16 protein-coding genes and 3 tRNA genes are annotated in these 18678 nt (G+C 54.6%); 7 read left to right on the top strand and 12 right to left on the bottom strand.

Translation table 11 applies throughout. From position 1 onward, the window contains the following. The first annotated feature begins 3 nt into the window (after window positions 1-3). The gene (locus VVR27_RS10360; protein WP_368548295.1) at window positions 4-807 is read left to right on the top strand and encodes an exodeoxyribonuclease III; all 804 of its coding nucleotides are present in this window, start codon (window positions 4-6) and stop codon (window positions 805-807) included. A gap of 111 nt (window positions 808-918) precedes the next feature. On the opposite strand, the gene VVR27_RS10355 is transcribed toward VVR27_RS10360, so the two are convergent. From VVR27_RS10355 to VVR27_RS10340, 4 genes are all read right to left on the bottom strand, one after another. Further along, a tRNA-Phe gene (locus VVR27_RS10355) sits at window positions 919-991 on the bottom strand. Window positions 992-1052: 61 nt separating this feature from the next. Next, window positions 1053-1126 (bottom strand) — tRNA-Asp (locus VVR27_RS10350). 51 nt (window positions 1127-1177) lie between these two features. After that, window positions 1178-1250 (bottom strand) — tRNA-Glu (locus VVR27_RS10345). Between the two features lie 383 nt (window positions 1251-1633). Then, window positions 1634-2647, bottom strand: a complete 1014-nt coding sequence (locus VVR27_RS10340; RefSeq protein ID WP_368548293.1) for a universal stress protein — start codon at window positions 2645-2647, stop codon at window positions 1634-1636. 256 nt (window positions 2648-2903) lie between these two features. On the opposite strand from VVR27_RS10340, the gene VVR27_RS10335 reads away from it, so the two are divergent. Beyond that, entirely contained in the window at window positions 2904-4226 is a 1323-nt protein-coding gene (locus VVR27_RS10335) for a D-arabinono-1,4-lactone oxidase (protein ID WP_368548292.1), read from the top strand. A 211-nt stretch (window positions 4227-4437) separates the two neighbouring features. Here the strand turns inward: VVR27_RS10335 and VVR27_RS10330 are convergent, their stop codons facing one another. The 3 genes from VVR27_RS10330 to VVR27_RS10320 form a co-directional block, all read right to left on the bottom strand. After that, window positions 4438-5838, bottom strand: coding sequence for an FAD-dependent oxidoreductase (locus tag VVR27_RS10330; RefSeq protein ID WP_368548291.1), 1401 nt, complete (start codon window positions 5836-5838; stop codon window positions 4438-4440). A 304-nt stretch (window positions 5839-6142) separates the two neighbouring features. Then, window positions 6143-6613 carry a hypothetical protein gene (locus VVR27_RS10325; protein WP_368548290.1) on the bottom strand — a complete coding sequence of 157 codons (471 nt, stop codon included), beginning with the start codon at window positions 6611-6613 and terminating at the stop codon, window positions 6143-6145. Between the two features lie 7 nt (window positions 6614-6620). After that, window positions 6621-7532 (bottom strand): hypothetical protein, encoded by a 912-nt coding sequence (locus VVR27_RS10320; RefSeq protein ID WP_368548288.1) that lies wholly within the window; start codon window positions 7530-7532, stop codon window positions 6621-6623. Window positions 7533-8250: 718 nt separating this feature from the next. On the opposite strand from VVR27_RS10320, the gene VVR27_RS10315 reads away from it, so the two are divergent. The 5 genes from VVR27_RS10315 to VVR27_RS10295 all read left to right on the top strand — a co-directional run bounded on the left by VVR27_RS10315 (window position 8251) and on the right by VVR27_RS10295 (window position 11814). Then, window positions 8251-9093, top strand: a complete 843-nt coding sequence (locus VVR27_RS10315) for a histidine kinase (RefSeq protein WP_346871868.1) — start codon at window positions 8251-8253, stop codon at window positions 9091-9093. A gap of 22 nt (window positions 9094-9115) precedes the next feature. Then, the gene (locus tag VVR27_RS10310; protein WP_368548287.1) at window positions 9116-9766 is read left to right on the top strand and encodes a response regulator transcription factor; all 651 of its coding nucleotides are present in this window, start codon (window positions 9116-9118) and stop codon (window positions 9764-9766) included. Between the two features lie 96 nt (window positions 9767-9862). Further along, window positions 9863-9994: a hypothetical protein gene (locus VVR27_RS10305; RefSeq protein ID WP_346871866.1), complete on the top strand. Its 132-nt coding sequence runs from the start codon at window positions 9863-9865 to the stop codon at window positions 9992-9994. A 3-nt stretch (window positions 9995-9997) separates the two neighbouring features. Next, window positions 9998-11152: a sensor histidine kinase gene (locus VVR27_RS10300; protein ID WP_368548286.1), complete on the top strand. Its 1155-nt coding sequence runs from the start codon at window positions 9998-10000 to the stop codon at window positions 11150-11152. 11 nt (window positions 11153-11163) lie between these two features. Then, entirely contained in the window at window positions 11164-11814 is a 651-nt protein-coding gene (locus VVR27_RS10295; protein WP_368548285.1) for a response regulator, read from the top strand. Between the two features lie 6 nt (window positions 11815-11820). On the opposite strand, the gene VVR27_RS10290 is transcribed toward VVR27_RS10295, so the two are convergent. From VVR27_RS10290 to VVR27_RS10270, 5 genes are all read right to left on the bottom strand, one after another. After that, complete coding sequence (locus tag VVR27_RS10290) at window positions 11821-12915, bottom strand: putative glycoside hydrolase (RefSeq protein ID WP_368548284.1); 1095 nt, start codon at window positions 12913-12915, stop codon at window positions 11821-11823. Window positions 12916-12971: 56 nt separating this feature from the next. Then, entirely contained in the window at window positions 12972-14711 is a 1740-nt protein-coding gene (pelF, locus tag VVR27_RS10285; protein ID WP_368548283.1) for a GT4 family glycosyltransferase PelF, read from the bottom strand. Window positions 14712-14752: 41 nt separating this feature from the next. Then, complete coding sequence (locus VVR27_RS10280) at window positions 14753-15127, bottom strand: hypothetical protein (protein ID WP_368548282.1); 375 nt, start codon at window positions 15125-15127, stop codon at window positions 14753-14755. Between the two features lie 33 nt (window positions 15128-15160). Then, a complete protein-coding gene (locus tag VVR27_RS10275; RefSeq protein WP_368548281.1) occupies window positions 15161-16018 on the bottom strand; it encodes a hypothetical protein in 858 nt (285 codons plus the stop codon). A gap of 347 nt (window positions 16019-16365) precedes the next feature. Continuing rightward, the gene (locus VVR27_RS10270; RefSeq protein WP_368548280.1) at window positions 16366-18666 is read right to left on the bottom strand and encodes an FdhF/YdeP family oxidoreductase; all 2301 of its coding nucleotides are present in this window, start codon (window positions 18664-18666) and stop codon (window positions 16366-16368) included. Window positions 18667-18678 lie beyond the last annotated feature (12 nt).

Raw genomic sequence — 18678 nt, 5'->3', positions numbered from 1 at the left:
GTCATGAAAATTGCTACCTGGAACGTCAATTCCATTCGCGCCCGTGCCAACCGCATTGAAGACTGGCTCGACAAAACCGAGGTGGACATCCTCGCCCTCCAAGAAACCAAAGCGACCGACGAAACTTTCCCCTACGAAATCTTTGAATACTCGGGCTACGAAGTCGCCCACTTTGGCATCTCCCAGTGGAACGGCGTGGCCATCGCCTCCCGCGTAGGTCTTGAGGATATAGAGCGTACCTTCCCCTCCCAGCCCCCCTTTGGCAAGCCCGGCGAAGAACCCGTTCAAGAGGCCCGAGCCATTGGCGCCACCTGCAACGGAGTGCGTGTATGGAGCCTCTATGTGCCCAACGGCCGCGGCATTGAAGACCCCCATATGAGCTACAAGCTGGACTGGCTTTCAGCCCTCCACAAGGACACCAGCGACTGGCTTAAAGCCGACCCAGGAGCCCAGCTTGCCCTGGTGGGTGACTGGAACATCGCCCCGCTAGACCAGGATGTGTGGGATATCGACTTCTTTAGGGAAAACCAGATGACCCATGTAACCGCACCCGAACGCGCAGCTTTCAACGCCTTCCTGGAAGAACCCCTCAACCTGGTGGACGCCGTGCGCCCTCTCACCGATGAGCCCTACACCTACTGGGACTACACCAAGGGCCGTTTTTCAAAGAATGAGGGCATGCGTATCGACTTCCAACTGCTCTCCCCTGCTCTGGCCCAGCGCGTCATTGCTGCAGAGATTGACCGGGAAGAACGTGAAGGTGCGGGAGCCTCTGACCACACCCCCGTCATCATCGAGATTGCCTAATCTTTTTAATAGCTAAAGAAGAAGCCGCCCCGCACCAAAGAACTGGTGCGGGGCGGCTTACTTTTAAAATAAAAATCCACTCTCATGTAGAAGCCTAGAGAGTGGATTTCGTGGCTCCGACCGGCGTCGATCCGGTGACCTTACGATTTTCAGTCGCACGCTCTACCAACTGAGCTACAGAGCCAGGCATACCCTTAGATATGCCACAACCGCGTCTTCTCTTACGAGAACTTACGCGGTCGGAGCGACCCCGACGGGACTTGAACCCGCGACCTCCGGCGTGACAGGCCGGCGCGCTAACCAACTGCGCTACGGGGCCATAGCTAGAAATTTCTTTCCAACTTGGCCGTGAAATCCGAAGATTTCACTGTACCCCCAACGGGATTTGAACCCGTGTTACCGCCGTGAAAGGGCGGCGTCCTAGGCCGCTAGACGATAGGGGCTAGTTCGCATGAACTCCAGACTTCTCAGCCCGTCGCTCGAACAAGTAATACACTACGCGACTTCAAAACAGCGCGCAAATCAAAAAACCGGGAATTGCATAAAATCTGCTCCAAAATACGTAACCCAGACCACCAAAAAGGGGTTTCCCACCCCACCATCATCAAAGAAAACACTAGTCAGAGGGTTTTTTTAGGGAAGGTTTTAGGCAAGAAAAAAATTCTAGATTTTTTTAAAAAAGACGGCAGAACACCACCGTCGAAGCCAAGCCATATTGAATCTTGAGCTTCGGCGCGATGCTCTGCCGTCTGCAGCCTAGTACTAGCCTACTCCTCCCCGAGTCTCGAGACCAGAGAAGGAGTAAGGAGGTTTTAGGGCTAGGTACTTAGCCCCAGGTGATATCCGCACTGGGCGCGGTTTCGACACGGGGGTCTTCAAGCTGGGGAACAATCATGACCGGCACCTGGGTGTTGTGCAGGATGCCCTGAGAGGTTGAGCCTAGAAGCATGCCGGCGATTCCGCCGCGTCCACGGGTACCAACCACAATCATGTCGGCGTTCTTGCCAGCTTCAAGCAACACCTGAACGGGGGAACCGTCAATAAGCTTGAACTCGATTTCTAGGCTGGGGAAGTAGCCGCGAATCCACTCGGCAGCCTTGCGCTGCAGGTCGGCAATCTCGCGGTAGAGTGCTTCAAAATCAACAGCGGCAGGCACCCAGTTTAGTGCACCGGTGTATGGGGCCAATGCGTTGACCAGGGTGAGCTTAACGCCGCGGCGGTCAGCCTCATCAGCTGCCTGCATCATAGCGATACGGGCTTCTTCTGAGCCGTCAGAACCAACCACTATTGACTTTCCGCCGCCCAGCAGGGAGGCGTCCTTTTCAATCTTTTCAGCGTAGGACTGAGGCACAGCCACCGTGGCACAGTGAGAATGCGCCGGAAGAGAGGTGGAAACGGTGCCCAGCAACCGCCCAATAAACCCGCCGTGTGAGCGGGAGCCGACGACCATCAGCTCAGCTTTCTTGGAAAGTTCTAGCAGAACCGCAGTAGCATCGCCGGTTTCAACGGTGGCGCGCAGTTCAACGCTGGTTTCACCGATACGTGAGCGCGCCTCATCAAGAATCTGCGCCACACCGTCAGTGAGTGCCTTCTCATCGATCATGGAGTAGCCGGCGTCAAAGCCTGTGCCGGTGAAGACAGGGAGGGAGTAAGCGGTTACCATGCGCACAGGAACCTTGCGTATCTGAGCCTCGTGCACTGCCCAGCGCAGAGCACCGTAGCTCTGCTCTGAACCATCGATACCTACGATGATTTCACCCTGAGCGCCAGCAAGCTGTGAGTTGTCGCCCCGGTTTGCTACAGCTTCTTCGCCGAAGGTGCGGAGTTCGCGGTCGGTCATGGTTTTCCCCTTACTATTTAGGTGAGAACCCCGTGGCATGCAGTGGCCGAATCTCCGGCGCAACCGCCAGGGTATTTACCTCAAGTCTAGTGCCTGCACTCACGTTTTAGGGGTTTATTTCGCATGATAGTCGCAAGATATTGTGAACCTAAAACAAACTGCGGACCCTCATGTTTTGCGCGGCAATGTGCCAGCGGTTACCCATCCCGCAGTGAGATAATAAGAGTAATGACCAATTCCACGAAATGAGGGCACAATGACTGATAAGGCATGGAGCACCTGGTCACACCAACACAGCACCACCCCCACTGACTTACTAGCACCGCGTTCTGCCCTTGAACTAGCAGCTCAGGTGCAGGACGCAGCGGCGTCAGGTCAGCGCGTCAAGGTAGTAGGGCGGGGTCGAAGTGCCTCATCTGTAGCGCAACCTAATGGCCAGCATCTAACCCTGGATCACCTCACGGGCCTGGTGAGCGTCGACCCGCAGAACCTCACCGCTACCTTTCTAGCAGGAACCACCGTCCGCGATGCCAATAAGGCGCTGGGCTACTACAACCTGGCTTTTACCAACCTGGGCAGGCTCGATGAACAAACCCTGGCAGGGGCGATTTCTACCGGCTTTCACGGCACTGGCCTGGGCTACGGTGTTTTTGCTAGCCAAGTCAAAGAGCTGAGCATGGTTGATGCCACCGGCCAAGCACTCACTTGCTCAGAAAGCCAAAACCCCGAAATCTTCAGGGCAGCCCTCTGTGGCCTGGGCGCTCTGGGCATCATCACCCACCTCACCTTTAACGTAGTGCCCCAGTTCCGACTGCATGCCGCCGAACGCGGGCACCGCTATAGCACCATCGTCCCCGCCTTTATTAAGCGTGCCCGAGGGGCCGACCACTATGAATTCAGCTGGTTCCCTGGGTCCCAAGAGGTGCGCACCCGCCGTTTGACTCGCCTGCCCCTCCTCACCGACGGCTACATGCCCGCCGGCGCGGCACTGAGCCAGGCACGGCGATACGGCGGCGATCACCTCCTCAACAACGGTATTTTCTCGGCTCTTAGCTACGCAGGGCAGAAACTCCCCGCCACTCAACCTGCGCTCAATAAAATTTCTAATTGGGGCAAGGGCAACCGCCGTTACGCAGACTACTCAGCCAGGGTTTTCACGGTGGCTCGCACCATCCCCCAAAACAATATGGAATACGCCTTCGATGTTGAGCAGTTTGATGAAGTCATGGCAGATCTCTACACCCACCTAAAGGGTTCATTGGGTGAGAGTAGCTACCCACTGGTGGTGCGCACCGCTGCCGCTGATGAGATTCCCCTGTCCCAGGCCTACGGACGCGAAACCTTCTACATTTCGGCACGCCAGTACTGGCGCCGCCCCCACACCGAATACTTCACGGCACTCGAAAATATCTTTAAGGCACACGGGGGCAGACCGCACTGGGGGCAGTTCCACACCCAGGACGCCGCCGCCCTGGCAGAGCTCTACCCCCTCTTTGAGGAGTTCACGAGCCTACGCGAGGAGCTGGACCCGGCAGGCACCTTCCTCAATCCCTACCTTGAGAAGGTACTTCTCAGCTAACGGACTGGCACTTACCACGGCAGTAGACGGAACAAACTTATAGCCCGCCTGCTGGCTGGATGAAGCACACTTTTCCGAGCTCGCGAGGAAAGAAAAAGTGTGCGGAATCAGCCGAGCTCGCGAGGCTGGGCGTGAATCGCTCTTGTGAGCGAAGCGAACCAGGCGAGAGGGTCAGCAGCGGGCTATAGGTTTGTGAAGGTTAAGAAGGGCTTTAGCCGCGGGACACCTTAATCATTTCCTCGCGGCCTACCACCTTAACGCGGGCACGGGGCTCACCGGCGGCGTCCTTGGACTGGGCACCCAGTGCCTTTTCGTGCTCGTCCAGCTTTTGCCACCCTTCCCAGGTCGTGTATTCAATACCCTTAGCATCCATGTGGGCGTTGATAGAATCAACCTCGGGCTGCGTTGCGGTGTAGAGATCCGGGCGATCCTCGAGCAGGTGAGTAATGGTTTCCAGCGCGTCTGACTTGGTGGAGCCGATGAGACCAACGGGGCCGCGCTTGATCCAGCCGGTGGCGTAGAGGCCGGGCACGGGCACACTGGAATCATCGATGACGCGACCTTCAACGTTGGTGACAACGCCGCGTTCAACGTCGAAGCCAACCTCGGGCAGCTCGGTGCCGAAGTAGCCGATGGCGCGGTAGACGGCCTGCACGGGGTAGTCGATGAACTCGCCAGTGCCTTCTACACCGCCGTTGCCGTTGAGAGCGGTACGTTCCATCTTGATGCCGGTGACCTTACCGTCTTCGCCCATGATTTCTGTGGGTGACTGCAGGAAGTGTAGGTGCAGGCGGCGAGAGGCGGTCTGCTCGGTTTCCTTCTGCTCTTCACGCCACTTGTTAAGAGTCTTCATCATGACCTTGACCTGGCTGTTGGTGGTCATGGCTTCTTCGGAGGCTTCATCGAACTGGAAGTCCTCGTCGTAGAGCACAATATCGACGTCGCGGGAGTGGGCAAGTTCGCGCAGTTCTAGGGGGGTGAACTTAATCTGGGCGGGGCCGCGGCGACCAAAGACGTGAACATCGGTTACGGGTGAAGCTTTGAGGCCCTCGTAGACGTTGGCAGGGATTTCGGTGACTAGCAAGTCGTCGGCATGCTTGGAGAGTACGCGGGCGACATCCAGCGCCACGTTGCCGTTACCCAGTACGGCGATTTCCTTGGCGTTCAGGGGCCATTCGCGGGGGTAGTCGGGGTGGGCGTCGTACCAGGAGACGAAATCTGAGGCGCCGTATGATCCATCCAGTTCAACGCCGGGAATGTCCAAGGAGGCATCCTTGATGGCGCCGGTGGCGAAAATGATGGCGTCATAGTGATCTTTGAGCTCAGCCAGGGTGATGTCGGTGCCGTACTCTACGTTGCCGAAGAATCGGATGTCGCCGCGGTCCAGCACCTTATGCAGGGCGTTGACGATGCCCTTGATACGGGGGTGATCGGGGGCTACACCGTAGCGGATGAGGCCGAAGGGTGCGGGGTAGCGGTCGAAGATATCGATGGCTACGGGAACATCACCATTTTTGACTTCTTCACTTTTGGTGAGGATGTCGGCGGCATAGATACCGGCAGGGCCTGCACCGATGACGGCGACGCGCAGGGCGCGGGGTGCTTGAGACACGAGAGATTCCTTTCAGCGCCGGACGCTGGTAAGCGTGGTGACCGGCTGAGGACGTTTGTACACAGATGGTCACCACTTTACCGCCGGGCGCTGATGAGGCTTACCTTATCGGCTGATAATTACCTCTACAGTCACGGAGGTTAATATAGGTTAATAACCGAATTAATATAGGTAATAACCGAGTAGAAGCGCAGTGCTACGGGCGCCTACCCCAAAACGGGGGCAGACGCCCGTTTTTCAGTCTCACACCTCATTTCCTCATGAAGAAATTCTCAGCAAGGGTGGTTTACAGACTTTATTTTGCTCATGCGGATTGTGCTAATTGAGACAACACAATCTTAGAATTTTTTCCAGAAACAGTCAGCTCCAGCCGTATACCTTCATCACTAGGATTAAGACTAAGGGTATAAATCGACTCCTCCCCCAGCTCTTCAATATTAAGTTGATTCTGACAGATCTGGTTGAGCTCTTGGATGCTGCCGCTAACTCCATGAGAGGCACCATTCAAGTCGAGCTTATGATGGATAGCCGCTGAAAAACACATCAAGTTTGAAGAGGCATTAATCCAATCGGAAGTAAAGCCTTCAACAGGAAGACCGTCAATATAGAGCTGCCCCTCTGCATATGAAATATTACTCTTGATAGCAACGCCATCATCAAAATTTACAGTATTCTCCTCATCAAAGGTATTCCGCTCAATATCCAGCTTTATTTGAGATTCTGAAACCATTTTTAATCCGGGAGAATTTTGTTCTGTAGTTACTGTGAAATTCATTTCTCTCCTACCAAGTACGGCGGCAAATATTGTGGCATGTTCTAACTTTGCTACCGCAAATGGCAGTCATACATGCCAGCACGGCAGCCATATGGATTAGGAGTCTACACCGGGACGCTTGAACACCACAGTTAGCACCTACACAAAAAGAAACACACCCGAAATACTCCGCTGGTCCCATAGGCAAGGCGGAGTAGTTAGAAGGCTGGGAAAAAGTCAAAACGTTCCCCACACTACTAGCCCTTGTTGCTTGGCCTACCGCACCTGATACATATTCAAGGGAAAAATCAAAGGATCCGCCTGTGATTGAACACGATACCACGGCAGCATCAGTTTCAGGTCGGCTAGAATGTTCCATGAAGTAGAAAAATAGGAAACCATTATCCTGTCTTACCACTACGTATTCAGACCTATTGGGAGCGTACCCATCTCCTTTCGCCTTTTCGAGAGCAGCCTGGAATGCTTTATGAATAATAACATCATTGTAAATTTTCACTTTTTCCGAGACTGTAACTTCATCTTCTACAGGTTTAGCTGAAGCAACTGTCAAGGAGGCACCAGTAAGTGCCAAACCAGCAGCCACGGCAAAACCGGTGAGTGTCGAACGGCGGTTAACACCCTTACCGCTCTTTTCTGAAGCTATTGCTGAAAAAATTTTCGCAGACTTTTGCGGCCCGACCAGCTGAAGGATTTTTAGTGACATTTTTGGACCAGTATAAATGTCCTTTATATCATTGTCATAAATATTTATTAGAGCCGGTTTCGAGTAATCAAGATTTGTGCCAAACTCAGAATTGATTGATTCTATCGAGCGGACCGAAATAGCCATATCAGCCTCGTCTTCGATTACGTGAGCAATATTTGAACAGGAAGCACAGGAGCCACCATAGGCCAAGTAGAACATTTTAATTACCTCCATTTAAACTTGTATTGGAAAGTGTCTGCAGAGATTCGTATTGCATATGAATAATAGAAATATAACTTTAAACACTACTTTGCGCCAGAGAAGTTTCTGAGATAGGTACTTAAGTACCTCGTCCATCAGATTGCTTGATATTTCTAAGAATTTAATAGACACTTTATTTCGATAAGGATATGTTAAATTTTAGTTATTACCTGGAGGATGGCAGTGAAGCACCAAGTGTATCTGGCATTAACGCTGTTAGGACTGGTTCTCTCACCACAAGAGAGTGTTGTTTTCAGCAACCACACAAAGTATGTCAAGGAACTTACTGTCAATGATTCAAGCTTCAGCATCCCCTCTGTAGAATGCCCTCCCTGGATGAAATACCTAAAGATATGTCGGTAATAATAGATACATGCACGAAGTCTCCCTAACCGTCCGAAGTCTCACTGCCATACCCCCTGCCGGGAGACTGCGTTTCGTGCTTCTAGGGGGAGCACTCCTCATACTTGCTTTTGAAGTATTTATCGTAGCCATAGATTACAGCCAGGACTTGGCATACCGTCTATGGGCGATCCCCTTGGTAATCGGCATTACTATTAGTTATTACCTGAAGAATATATACTGGATTTATCTATTTTGTGGCGCACTCATCCTTGGTTATACCCACCTACCAGATACATTTAGCCTCTTCTATCTAGCAACCTTTTTTGGGTTGCCTCTAGCCGTCTTAATGGCTAGCTCGAAACAACTTATTTTCCTGGGCGTTACCGCCCTCCTCTTCTTCTTCGACGGGTTCTATAACCAAAACTTCCTTACCTGGTTTCTGGTGTCCCTTGCACTCTTTACCATATCTTTCTGTCTGCCTTTAGCCCTTCGAGTGACATGGGAACAGAAACAGGCTACCGCTAATGAATACAATCAGTTTCAGGCGCAGGTAGCTGAAGCCAACCAGGCACTAGCTCGCGAACTCCATGACACTGTGGCACGCCATATCAGCGTCATTGGGTTAGCTGCCCATCAGGCCCTTTACGCCGAATCAGATGGCACTAAGAACTCCGCCCTGCACACTATTGAAGAAACAACCCATAAAGCTCTTGCAGATATGAGGTTGCTAATCCGTACCGCGCGCACCGGAAATGACATCACAGGACTTCCAGAAACATCTTCAGCCGCCATTAATCTCAAAGAATCTCTCAGCCAAACCCTCAAGCACCTTACTAACAAGGGATTTATTGTGGACAGTAATATCGCTGTTGATATACGTCAGATTCCTGAGGGAGTGCGGCCCACCTTGCACAAAATTATCCAAGAGATCCAGTTCAATGCTGAAAAGTATGCAGAACAGGGTAGCACGGTCTCCTTCACGCTCAAGCCCAACCTCACCGGCATTACTATTGCTAGCAGCAACCCCGTCAAAAGTAGGCTTGAGAAAGAGCAAAAGCACTTACCCAGCACAGGCTACGGGCTTGTAGGTATCGAAGAGCGCATCAGAAGACTAGGCGGCACTATGAATTACGGAGCTACCAATGAAACATGGTCTCTCATCATCAGTCTCCCCTTAGCTGCCAGCTAACACGAAAAGAAAGTCAAAATGTATGCAAGCTGTCACCGTAGCCCTCGCAGAAGATGACCATCTTTTTCGTGAGCTTCTCAGTTTCCACGTCCGTAGCCAGGCCAACTTGGAGCTTATCGGCATCGCAACTAACGGGCAAGAAGCTATTAATCTTGCTGAATCCCTCCGGCCCGATATCTTCCTCATGGATCTACACATGCCCGTTATGGACGGCATAGAGGCAACTCAAAAAATCTTGGCTAGCTACCCCGCCACCAAAATCATCGCTATCACGACCTTCGATAGTTATGACTATGTCAGCAAGGCTCTAGCGGCTGGGGTACACGGCTACCTTATGAAGAACTCCCGGCCAACCGAAGTAAAACAAGCAATCGAAGCGGCTGTTGAAGGGCGGGCTATTATCGACAGTAGAGCACTCGCCAGTCTGGTCATTTCAATGAACCTGTCCCACCCACCTCAGGGCAATCCGTGGGGCACCCTCGCCGCAACAGAACAAAATATCGTGAAATTGGTCTGCTTAGGAAAAACAAACCAAGAAATTGCCAGCGAACTTCACTACTCTTTGTCCACCGTGAAGAACACACTATCGCGTGTCTATGCGAAGCTAGATATCAAAACCCGCACCCAGCTGCTGGTGATGGCAGGGCACCACAACTTCCCGGTACTGGACTAGACCAGAGACTGACATGACCCCTTGAGCCTACCGACTGAGGGCACCTATAGTTGAGCTAAGCCCACAAGATTTTCCTCGTGAAAAGGACATCAGACCATGAAGCAGCTCCTTGCCGTTCTTCTTATCTCTGCCAGCACCACTCTAGGTGTAGGTACCTACCAGACCGTCACTCACATAGACCATACTCCGCAGGGAGTCTGCCAGTTCCTCCCCTTCATCTGTCGCTAGCAGATGCGACAAACCCTGCAGCGAGTTTTTGCCCTTAAATTTCGTGCGCCCTCTCTGCTGGTCAAAAGAATCAGCCTGGGCATCGGTCTCTTCTTCGCTGTCGTTGAAATCCTGAGCTGGTTTATCAACGGCAGTGTGGGTGGGTTGGTTCAGGCGCTCACCCCCGCTCTTTACCTCACCTGGGGTGTGCTCATCTACCGTGGTAAGAGCTACGCGGTGCCCTTCTTCGCCCTCTGCTTTACCCTGTGGTTTATCAGCGACTCATCGCGTCAGACCCCCTTTGCCCTCTACGCGCTCTTCATCTGCATCATCCATTCCTCAGCGGCACAGAATATTTTCAACCTTCTGGTACTCACCCTGATAGCAGTAGATGACTACCGCCTCAACAGCCCAGATATGCTGTCCTACATTCCTCTCATGTTCTGCATCTTCTTGATCCTCCCTTTGGCCGTGCGTCTGCACTGGGAGGGACGGCTACGATCCGAAACTGCCCTGGCTACCTACCGCGAGCGCGTCGCCGAAGCCAACCGGGAGCTAGCGCGGGAACTGCACGATACCGTTGCCCGGCACATCAGCGTCATTAACCTCAACGCCCACAGCGCCCTGCAACAGGCTGAGATGACCGGTAAGGACGCCGCGCTGACTGCTATCACCACCAGCTCAGACCGGGCGCTGACCGATGTTCGTGCTCTCATTCAGACCGCTAGAGATGACCAGAGCCTTAGCGGAGCTCCCCAGCTGCCGGCAGCAAACGTGCCGCCGCTGGGTGATGCCCTACACTCCGAGCTAGAAAATCTGCGGTCTAAGGGGTTGATGGTGAAGGCAGATATTGACTACAGTTCCAGCGATGTACCCGAAGGTCTGCGCCCCACCGTCTATAAAATCATCAAAGAGCTTGCTTTTAACGCCAGCAAGTATGCTCAGCCCGGCACAGAAATTGACCTTCAGGTCAGCCCCAATCTCACGGGCATCACCATTAGGACCAGTAACCTGGTGAAGACCGGTACACCGCAGAAAAAGGCTAACCCGGGCGAACCTGGAACCGGCTTTGGGCTGGTTGGTATTGAAGAACGCATCCGCCGGCTGGGTGGCACGATGAGCTACGGCGCCGTGGCTGACCGTTGGGACCTGACCATTCACCTTCCCATCCCCCTGTAAAGGATATAACTGTGCAGACTATTAGGGTGGCCATCGTTGATGATGTGCCCGAAATCCGTGAGGTTCTCAATCTCTATGTTGAGAGCTTGAGCGGCCTTGAGCTGGTGGGCGAAGCGATCAACGGGGCTGAAGCGCTTGAACTGGTAGCTCGCACTGAGCCTGATGTGGTGCTCATGGATCTGCAAATGCCCGTTTTGGATGGCATTGAGGCGACCGTTGCCCTGCGAGAGAGCTACCCAGAGTTAACCGTTATTGCTCTGACTACCTTCGTTGATCACTACTACGTGACGGGGGCGCTGAGGGCTGGGGTTCACGGCTATCTGCTGAAGAACTCAAGCCCCAGCCAGGTTGATACTGCTATCAGGGCGGCCCTTGAGGGGCGCACCCTGATTGATCGGCGCGCACTTGCTTCGCTGGTTGCTTCCATGAACGCGGCCGACTACCCGCAAGGGGACCCGTGGGCGCAGCTCAGCGAGGATGAGCAGACCATTGTGAAGCTGGTTTGCTGGGGTAAAACGGATCAAGAAATCGCGGATCAGCTTGACGCTTCGCTCCCTAGCATGAAGAACCAGCTCAGCTCCATTTACAGCACCTTGGGTATCAATACCCGCCTGCAGATACTGGTGGAGGCAGGGCGCTATAACTTCCCTATCTTCGACTAGCCCGAGCTAGTTCCGGGTATAGCGGAAGATAGCCCCGCCGTGGGCGGGGAGCACCAGTGTGGACGGTGCGCGGCCGGTAGCTGAAACTAGGTCGGGAGGCAGGGTGAGGGTGCCGGACTTTTTGCCGCTGAGGTTGATAGCCGCCCAGCCCTGGCTGAAACAGCGCACCCAAGCCCCTTCGCTCATTACAGCATCCCCTTGCGGGGCACCCAAATCCCACGCCAGTTCTTCTCGCCAGGGTGTGCCGTTGTGGGCGTCGTGACCCCCGGCGCTCAGGGCAGACCAGTGGCCGGCACCAAAGACCCAGAAAGCGGCGAGAGCCGCCAGGAAATTGGGGTGATCATCCTGCCCGTCCGTGGACGCCCGCAACAGGGTCAGCCGGGGGCTGCGCACCCCCATCTCGGGAACCTGACCGAGACTAACGGGGTGGTGGTTGCCCATCATCTGCTTTATCTGTGCCAGAGCAGAGGGTTGGTCGAGGAAGTCTGTAGCTGACCAGCCCAAAAAGACCTCTTCAAAACCCCCACCGTAAGCGCTGTGACGTTCCCACTTACCCGGTGTCTCACGAGATTCTGCGATGTTGGGTACCAGAATTTTCCCCCCAGCATTCAGTGCCCGCCCGGCATCTTTCACTAGGCGGTCTAAGCCGCGGTGGAATTTTTTCACGTTGCGAGCGCCCTGGATGGGCAGGTTAAGGCCGTAGTAGTCCCCGTGGATATCGTTATCCGCCATAACTCCGTCAAAGGGTGAGCCAGCAAGCTCGGTGGTCACGTTGCGCACCCAGTGCCAACGGTAGCTTGGGGACCACACCTGCATTTGGTAGTGCCCAGGGTAGCCAGTCCACTCAATGCGCTCTCCGTTGGAACGGCGGGCGAACCACTGTTCCCCCGATTGCTCCATTTGCTCTGCCTCAGCGTAGGAAACACCTGAGGTATAAGGACCCTCAGTCTCATAGCTTCGGGTAGAGGACAGGCACTTATAGCAGAGCACCGTCATAGCAGGGTTAAGCTCCTTCAACCGCGCTGCGGCGTAGGTCTGCCGCGGCTGAAGAAGAGCGACGGAGTAGTGCTCAGCAGCAAACTTAATTTGCTCCTCTGTCACTGGCTCTCCTCCGTAGCGTACCCACAGGCCCCTACTTGCTGAATTACCCAGAGCCATTAGCTAGCGGTAGAAAGAGCGGCGAGCAGGCTGCTCCCCAGCCCGCGTTCCAGAAGAGAGATCTGCTGTTCGCGCTCATCAGAGGGAATGCTACGCACCCCGTCCATCGATATACCGGCGTGCTCCGGCTTGGGTTCCATCTTGCCCAGGTCACGGTAAATCATGTTGTAGCGTTCCATTACGGTGTGTAACTGGAAGAACTGCTGGACGCGTTCACGGGCGTTGATGCAGAGCTGCTCGTAGAAGGCAGGGTTATCCATGATGCGTTGCAGTGCCTGCGCAAACCCTTCTGGGTCACCTGCCTGGGTGAGAATGCCGCAGCGTTCAATCATCTCGCCGTTATCAGCTATCAGGGTGTCATCAATCAGCTGAGACATGCCGCCCACGTCCGAGCCAATCACGGGTATAGACGCGCTCATGGCTTCCAAAGCCACAATCGGCTGGCCCTCGTTGTAGCTGGGCATGACCAGCGCATCGAATTCACCCAGCTTCTCGCGCACGTTCACGGTGCCGTGGAAGGTGATGCAATCTTCTAGCCCCTTGGCGGCGATTGCCTCGCGGCACTCGTCGTAGTACCAGGGCACGTGCTCGGTGGGGCCCAGGCAGTCAATGTGCAGGTGATAGCCCTGGTCCTTGAGGATGCCCACCGTATCGATGAGGTCAATGAGGCCCTTGATGGGCACTACACGGGCGATGAAAACGAACTTCCAGTGATGGTTCTTGCCCTGGAGTTCAATCTTTTCGCGCGCAGTGCGGCGTAGCGCGTAAGCTTCGTTCACATCCGAAAGCAGCATACCGTTAGGGAGAATCACCGACTTTTCCTCTAGACCGTGCAGCCCATTGGCCTCGTCAATTGCTTTGGGGTAAAGGTAGGTAATCAAATCAGCGCTGGGGTAGCAGAAACGGCCCATCTGGATCCACCAAATGACCCAGGCGCGCTGCTCTGGGGTGAGGTCAAAGATGTCCTCATCACCCACAGCTACCGGGAGGGACATATTGCGATCCAGTAGAGTATTGACGGTATCACGCACATAAAGGTTGTGTTCGGTCAAGAAGAAGCTGGTGCCGTTATCGCGGGCTGCAGCCGCACCAATCACCGAGGCGTAGCCGGTGGTATGGGCGTGGTAAACCCGGGCGTAGGGCATACGCTCGTGCAAGAGGGCGTAAGCCAGTGAGAAGAAGGTGCGAACCAGCCAGAAGGTTTCCGAGAAGCTCATACCCGGGAGCTTCATGCGGGTAAAGAAGACCTGCATGAACTCTTTGGTGCCCAGTAAAGCCCACCCGGGGTATTCCCGGTTCTTTTCAGAGAACATGCGGTCGTAGATCGACCAGAGGGGGTTAGGATCAGCGTCCTCTGACAGCGCCAGCAGAGCGTCAATAATTTCGTGGCAAGCAGCGGTGCGCTGCTGAGAGTTCATTTTCAACTCGCGCACCGGCAGACTGAAACCGTCGCGATGCTCATCAAGGCTGATGTAGATAGTCTTAACCCACAGCACGTTCTGGGGCATACCGTAGAGGTCTTCACTCGGTGAGTTGCTATCCCAGCTGATGTGGATAATTCCAAAGGTGATATCGAGGTTGGTGGTGATGATATCGTGCACCACAGCCGACACCCCGCCCTTCAAAAAGGGGTAAGTGGATTCCATGACGATTGCTACGTCAACATCGGGGTAGTTAAGGTCGGTGTACTTGGGCCCGGTCTCGGGCAGGATTAAATCTTTGTATATATTCTCAGTCATTATTGTTCCCCTCAACAATCAAAATAAGCGGTACTAGCGATTTACCAGGCGACGGCGTGACGCCAGAAAAGGTCATAGGCCGGAGTCTTCCAGGTGCGACGGAAGGCCACATAGCTGACCGCAACGAGTAGAAGTTCACCCACCATGATGGCGAAGTAGGCATGGGTACCAGGGAAGACCTGGAAGGCAAGCACGCACACAAAGAGATGCGCTAGGCCAATAAGCTGCGGAGCAGTATGCGAACCCAGGTAGTCAATCTGGTAGCAGAAGACCGTCACCGCCAAGAAGAGCCAGGAGGACACAATCACGGTGAGTGCCAGAACGAAGGAGTCTGGGGAAAGCAGGAACATGAGTACAGCGACGATAACCGAGCTGACGGCAGCAATGAGCAGGGTGCGGCTAGTTGAATCAACCACGCGGTTTTCAACCTTGGTCGAGTAGCTCTCAACCTACTGGTAGCCCTTGCTCTCAATGATGGTGCGCAGGTGACCAACAGCGCGATCCACCTTGGTAGCTTCTGCTGCGAAAAAGTAGTTGTAAGCAATCACGGCGGGGGCAAGACCCATGTAAACCGCAATGACGTTCATGGTGCCGTCCAAGGTGATGAACAGGAGGTACTTATCTGCCCAGAGCACAGACCCCAGCAAGAAACCGCGCAGCATCTCCTTGGCAACCACGTGGTAGTCAAGACGCTTGAAGGCGACCAGGTGGCGCAGGTGCCCGCGCAATACGAAGAGCATAACGAAGATACCCATGAGCGGGGGCAGGAACCAGACAGCAGGGAAGGCAAAGAGTGCCAGGGCGTAAGCGAGCCAGGCAAAAGCCCAGGTGTTACGGCTGTCGGTTGGCAGATTAGCAATCACCAGCAACTGGCTGAAGAGCATGTTCAAAAAGCCCAGAACCAGGAAGGCCAACAGGGTGGTAAGGCTCCAGTTTAAAGCAAAGAAGAAAGGCAAAGAGAAGAACAGAAGAGCCGGAAGGACCGCTAGGCTAGTAGTCATCCAATACTCAGCGAACCTGCGCATGCAGGCGTTCATTTCGCGCTCCCCCAGGAGGTCGCCCATAGCGCGGTAGACCGGCAGGCAGACGCTCTGCGACATCCAGGGCACCGTAATAGCAACTGCCAGGATGATTTGAGGTAGCTCCACGCCACCCACCATGATGCCAGCCATACGAGGGGTCACCAGGGGGAAGATGGACGTGAGAAGAATAACCGGGGATAGGTAGAGAACAAACTGGTAGAGAAAGCGAGCTCTCTTGTGTCGGTATTTTGATTTTTGGGTACCTGAAAGGAGCGCTGCAGACAAAAATCTAGTCTCTCTGGTAGTGCGAACTTGTTACAGGCAGATCCCTGCACTGCATTCTCAAGACTACTTCGCACCGTGGCTAGAAAGACCCTTCATGAGGAATGTATCTACTAATCAGAGCACAAGTAGCTACAGTTTGACCTTAATAACCATCAAACACCCCACACATTCGCACACAAAAGAAGAAAAACATTCCTCTATTTAGGGGGCACCACAAAAACTGTCGTCTGACGCGGGAAAGTGTCGCCAGCCACTATCACCGCTCCTCACAGACCCACCTTGAGCGAAAAGAGCAAACAAAAGCCCCATACCTCACAGAGGTACGGGGCGATTCTCAAGTGACCCGGTTAGTTAGCAACCCTGCCCAGCGACTCCAAGCGCACCACCACCGACTTGAAGACCGGGGTATTAGAACGCTTAGCAGCAGAATCCAAGGGCACCAACACATTACCCTCCGGCAGGTAGACAGCACAGCACCCGCGAGCGTGGTCATACTCAACCACCCGGAAGTTGGGGGCGCGGCGCTCGCCGTCCTCCCAGACCGACACGATATCGACCATAGAGCCGTTGACCAGGCCCAGAGCTGCGATATCATCGCGGTGCATAAAGACCACGCGACGGCCACCGTGCACACCGCGGTAGCGATCATCCAACCCATAAATGGTTGAATTGAACTGGTCGTGTGAACGCACGGTCGAGAGTAGCAAGTGGCCTTCTGGCACCTGCAGGACGTTGGTTTCATTGACCGTCAGCACGGCCTTGCCGGTAACCGTATTGAAGACACGCTCACGGGGGCCGTTAGGCAGGTAGAAACCACCCGGCTTTTCAATGCGCTCGTTATAGCGATCAAAGCCGGGGATGGTGCCCTCAATCGCATCACGAATGACGCCGTAATCATCAATCATGCGCTGCCAGAAGTCATCCCCGAAAGTTTCCCGGCCCACCGAGCAGATGATGTCTACTTCTGACTTGAGGTTCAGATCCTTGTTAGCGGTGCGGTGTCCTTGGGAGGCTGAGACAACGCCGGCAGAGTTCTCTACCGTAATCTTCTGCGGACCGGACGCTTGTTCGTCCACATCGGTGCGCGCGCGAACGGGTAGAATCAGGGACTTCTCGCCGGGGTAGGCGTGGGATCCGTTGGGCTTGGTGGACAGGTGCACCGTCATTTCCTGCTGGCTCATTGCCCGTTCACAGGCGGTGGTATCTGAAGCAACGCGCACCAGGTTGCCCCCCAGAGACATGAAGAACTGGTTATCACCATCGCGCATCTGGCGCAGGGCATCCACCGTGTCAAGACCGTGTTCGCGGGGTACGGGGAAACCGAAATAATCTTCGATGGCCTGCAGGTAGGGATCTGGCATTTTCTCCCAGATACCCACGGTTCGGTTGCCCTGCACGTTGGAGTGACCGCGGAAGGGCGAGCTGCCCGCACCGGGCTTGCCGATGTTGCCGGTCAGGAAAAGGAAGTTCATCATCTCGCGGATGGTGTTGACCGACTCACGGTGCTGGGTGACGCCCAGCGTCCAGGCAACGATGGCGGTTTTGGCAGTCTCTACCATATCCGCGACCTTCGCAACCTGAGAGGCAGAGATACCCGAGCCGCATTCAAGCTCAGCGTCATCTAGATTGAGCAAATGCTCCTTGACCTCATCGAAGCCAGAGGTAAAGCGTTCAATAAAGACGTGATCGATCGAGTCCCTGCGGATGAGCTCCTTGTTGAGTTGCTGAAAGAAAGCGCGGTCACCGTCTAAGCGTACCTGCAGGTACTCGTCCGCCAGTTGCTCGGGCTTGAACATGCCTACCGGCGATTGCGGTTCTTTGAAGGCCATGAGACCGGTTTCGGGCATGGGGTTGAGCACCACCATTTTGCCGCCGTTTTCCTTCATCTTCTTGAGGGTGGTCAGCGAACGTGGGTGGTTGGTGCCGGGGTTCTGGCCCACCGAGATGAACAGTTCGGTGGTTTCCATATCTTTCATGGTGACCGATGCCTTGCCCAGGCCGGCGACTTCTTTGAGGGCGACCGCGGTGGACTCGTGGCATAGGTTGCCGCAGTCGGGCAGGTTGTTAGACCCTAGACGGCGTGCCAGCAGCTGGAAGCTGTAAGCAGCCTCGTTGGAGGCGCGGCCCGAGGTGTAGAAAACCGCCTTGGTGGGGTCGGTCTTTTTGAGCTGTTCAGCAATCAGCGAGAAAGCGCGTTCCCAGGTGATGGGGCGATAATGGTCGTCCCCGTTGGAACGATCGTAGAGCAGGGGCTCGGTAATGCGGCCCTGCTTACCCAACCAGTGGTCGGTCTTATTGCGTAGCTCGGTCACGGTGTGCTTCGCCCAGAATTCGGGGGTTGCGCGGTCCGGGGTGGTTTCCTCTGCGATAGCCTTAGCGCCGTTCTCGCAGAACTCCACGATGCCCAGATCTTGCTGGTTAGGTTCTGGCCACGCGCAGCCGGGGCAGTCAACACCTCCGGGCTTATTCATAGTGATAAGGGGTAGCAGGCCACGAGCTGGTAGGACATGCTGCATAGCGTGAACAACGCCGCCAACACCGGCAGCCGCCTTGGATCTTTTGCTAATACGGGGACCGTCAAAACGGGTGGCTTCTTTGCTCACACGACTCACGGTGGGGGTTCTGTCATTTTTGGGTAGCGTCGTCATAACCCCCAGTCT

The organism is Rothia sp. LK2492 (assembly GCF_040946345.1).
In the GTDB taxonomy this organism is placed as follows: Bacteria; Actinomycetota; Actinomycetes; order Actinomycetales; family Micrococcaceae; genus Rothia; species Rothia endophytica.
The sequence above is the reverse complement of the archived record's forward strand: the minus strand, read 5'-3'. Positions and strand labels throughout refer to the sequence as shown.

What these genes read in the sequence shown, in the direction of transcription:
- VVR27_RS10360 (WP_368548295.1), top strand. Translation starts at nt 4, where the DNA reads ATGAAAATTGCTACCTGGAACGTCAATTCCATTCGCGCCCGTGCCAAC.
- VVR27_RS10340 (WP_368548293.1), bottom strand. Translation starts at nt 2,647, where the DNA reads ATGACCGACCGCGAACTCCGCACCTTCGGCGAAGAAGCTGTAGCAAAC.
- VVR27_RS10335 (WP_368548292.1), top strand. Translation starts at nt 2,904, where the DNA reads ATGACTGATAAGGCATGGAGCACCTGGTCACACCAACACAGCACCACC.
- VVR27_RS10325 (WP_368548290.1), bottom strand. Translation starts at nt 6,613, where the DNA reads ATGAATTTCACAGTAACTACAGAACAAAATTCTCCCGGATTAAAAATG.
- VVR27_RS10320 (WP_368548288.1), bottom strand. Translation starts at nt 7,532, where the DNA reads ATGGAGGTAATTAAAATGTTCTACTTGGCCTATGGTGGCTCCTGTGCT.
- VVR27_RS10315 (WP_346871868.1), top strand. Translation starts at nt 8,251, where the DNA reads ATGGCTAGCTCGAAACAACTTATTTTCCTGGGCGTTACCGCCCTCCTC.
- VVR27_RS10310 (WP_368548287.1), top strand. Translation starts at nt 9,116, where the DNA reads ATGCAAGCTGTCACCGTAGCCCTCGCAGAAGATGACCATCTTTTTCGT.
- VVR27_RS10305 (WP_346871866.1), top strand. Translation starts at nt 9,863, where the DNA reads ATGAAGCAGCTCCTTGCCGTTCTTCTTATCTCTGCCAGCACCACTCTA.
- VVR27_RS10300 (WP_368548286.1), top strand. Translation starts at nt 9,998, where the DNA reads ATGCGACAAACCCTGCAGCGAGTTTTTGCCCTTAAATTTCGTGCGCCC.
- pelF (WP_368548283.1), bottom strand. Translation starts at nt 14,711, where the DNA reads ATGACTGAGAATATATACAAAGATTTAATCCTGCCCGAGACCGGGCCC.
- VVR27_RS10270 (WP_368548280.1), bottom strand. Translation starts at nt 18,666, where the DNA reads ATGACGACGCTACCCAAAAATGACAGAACCCCCACCGTGAGTCGTGTG.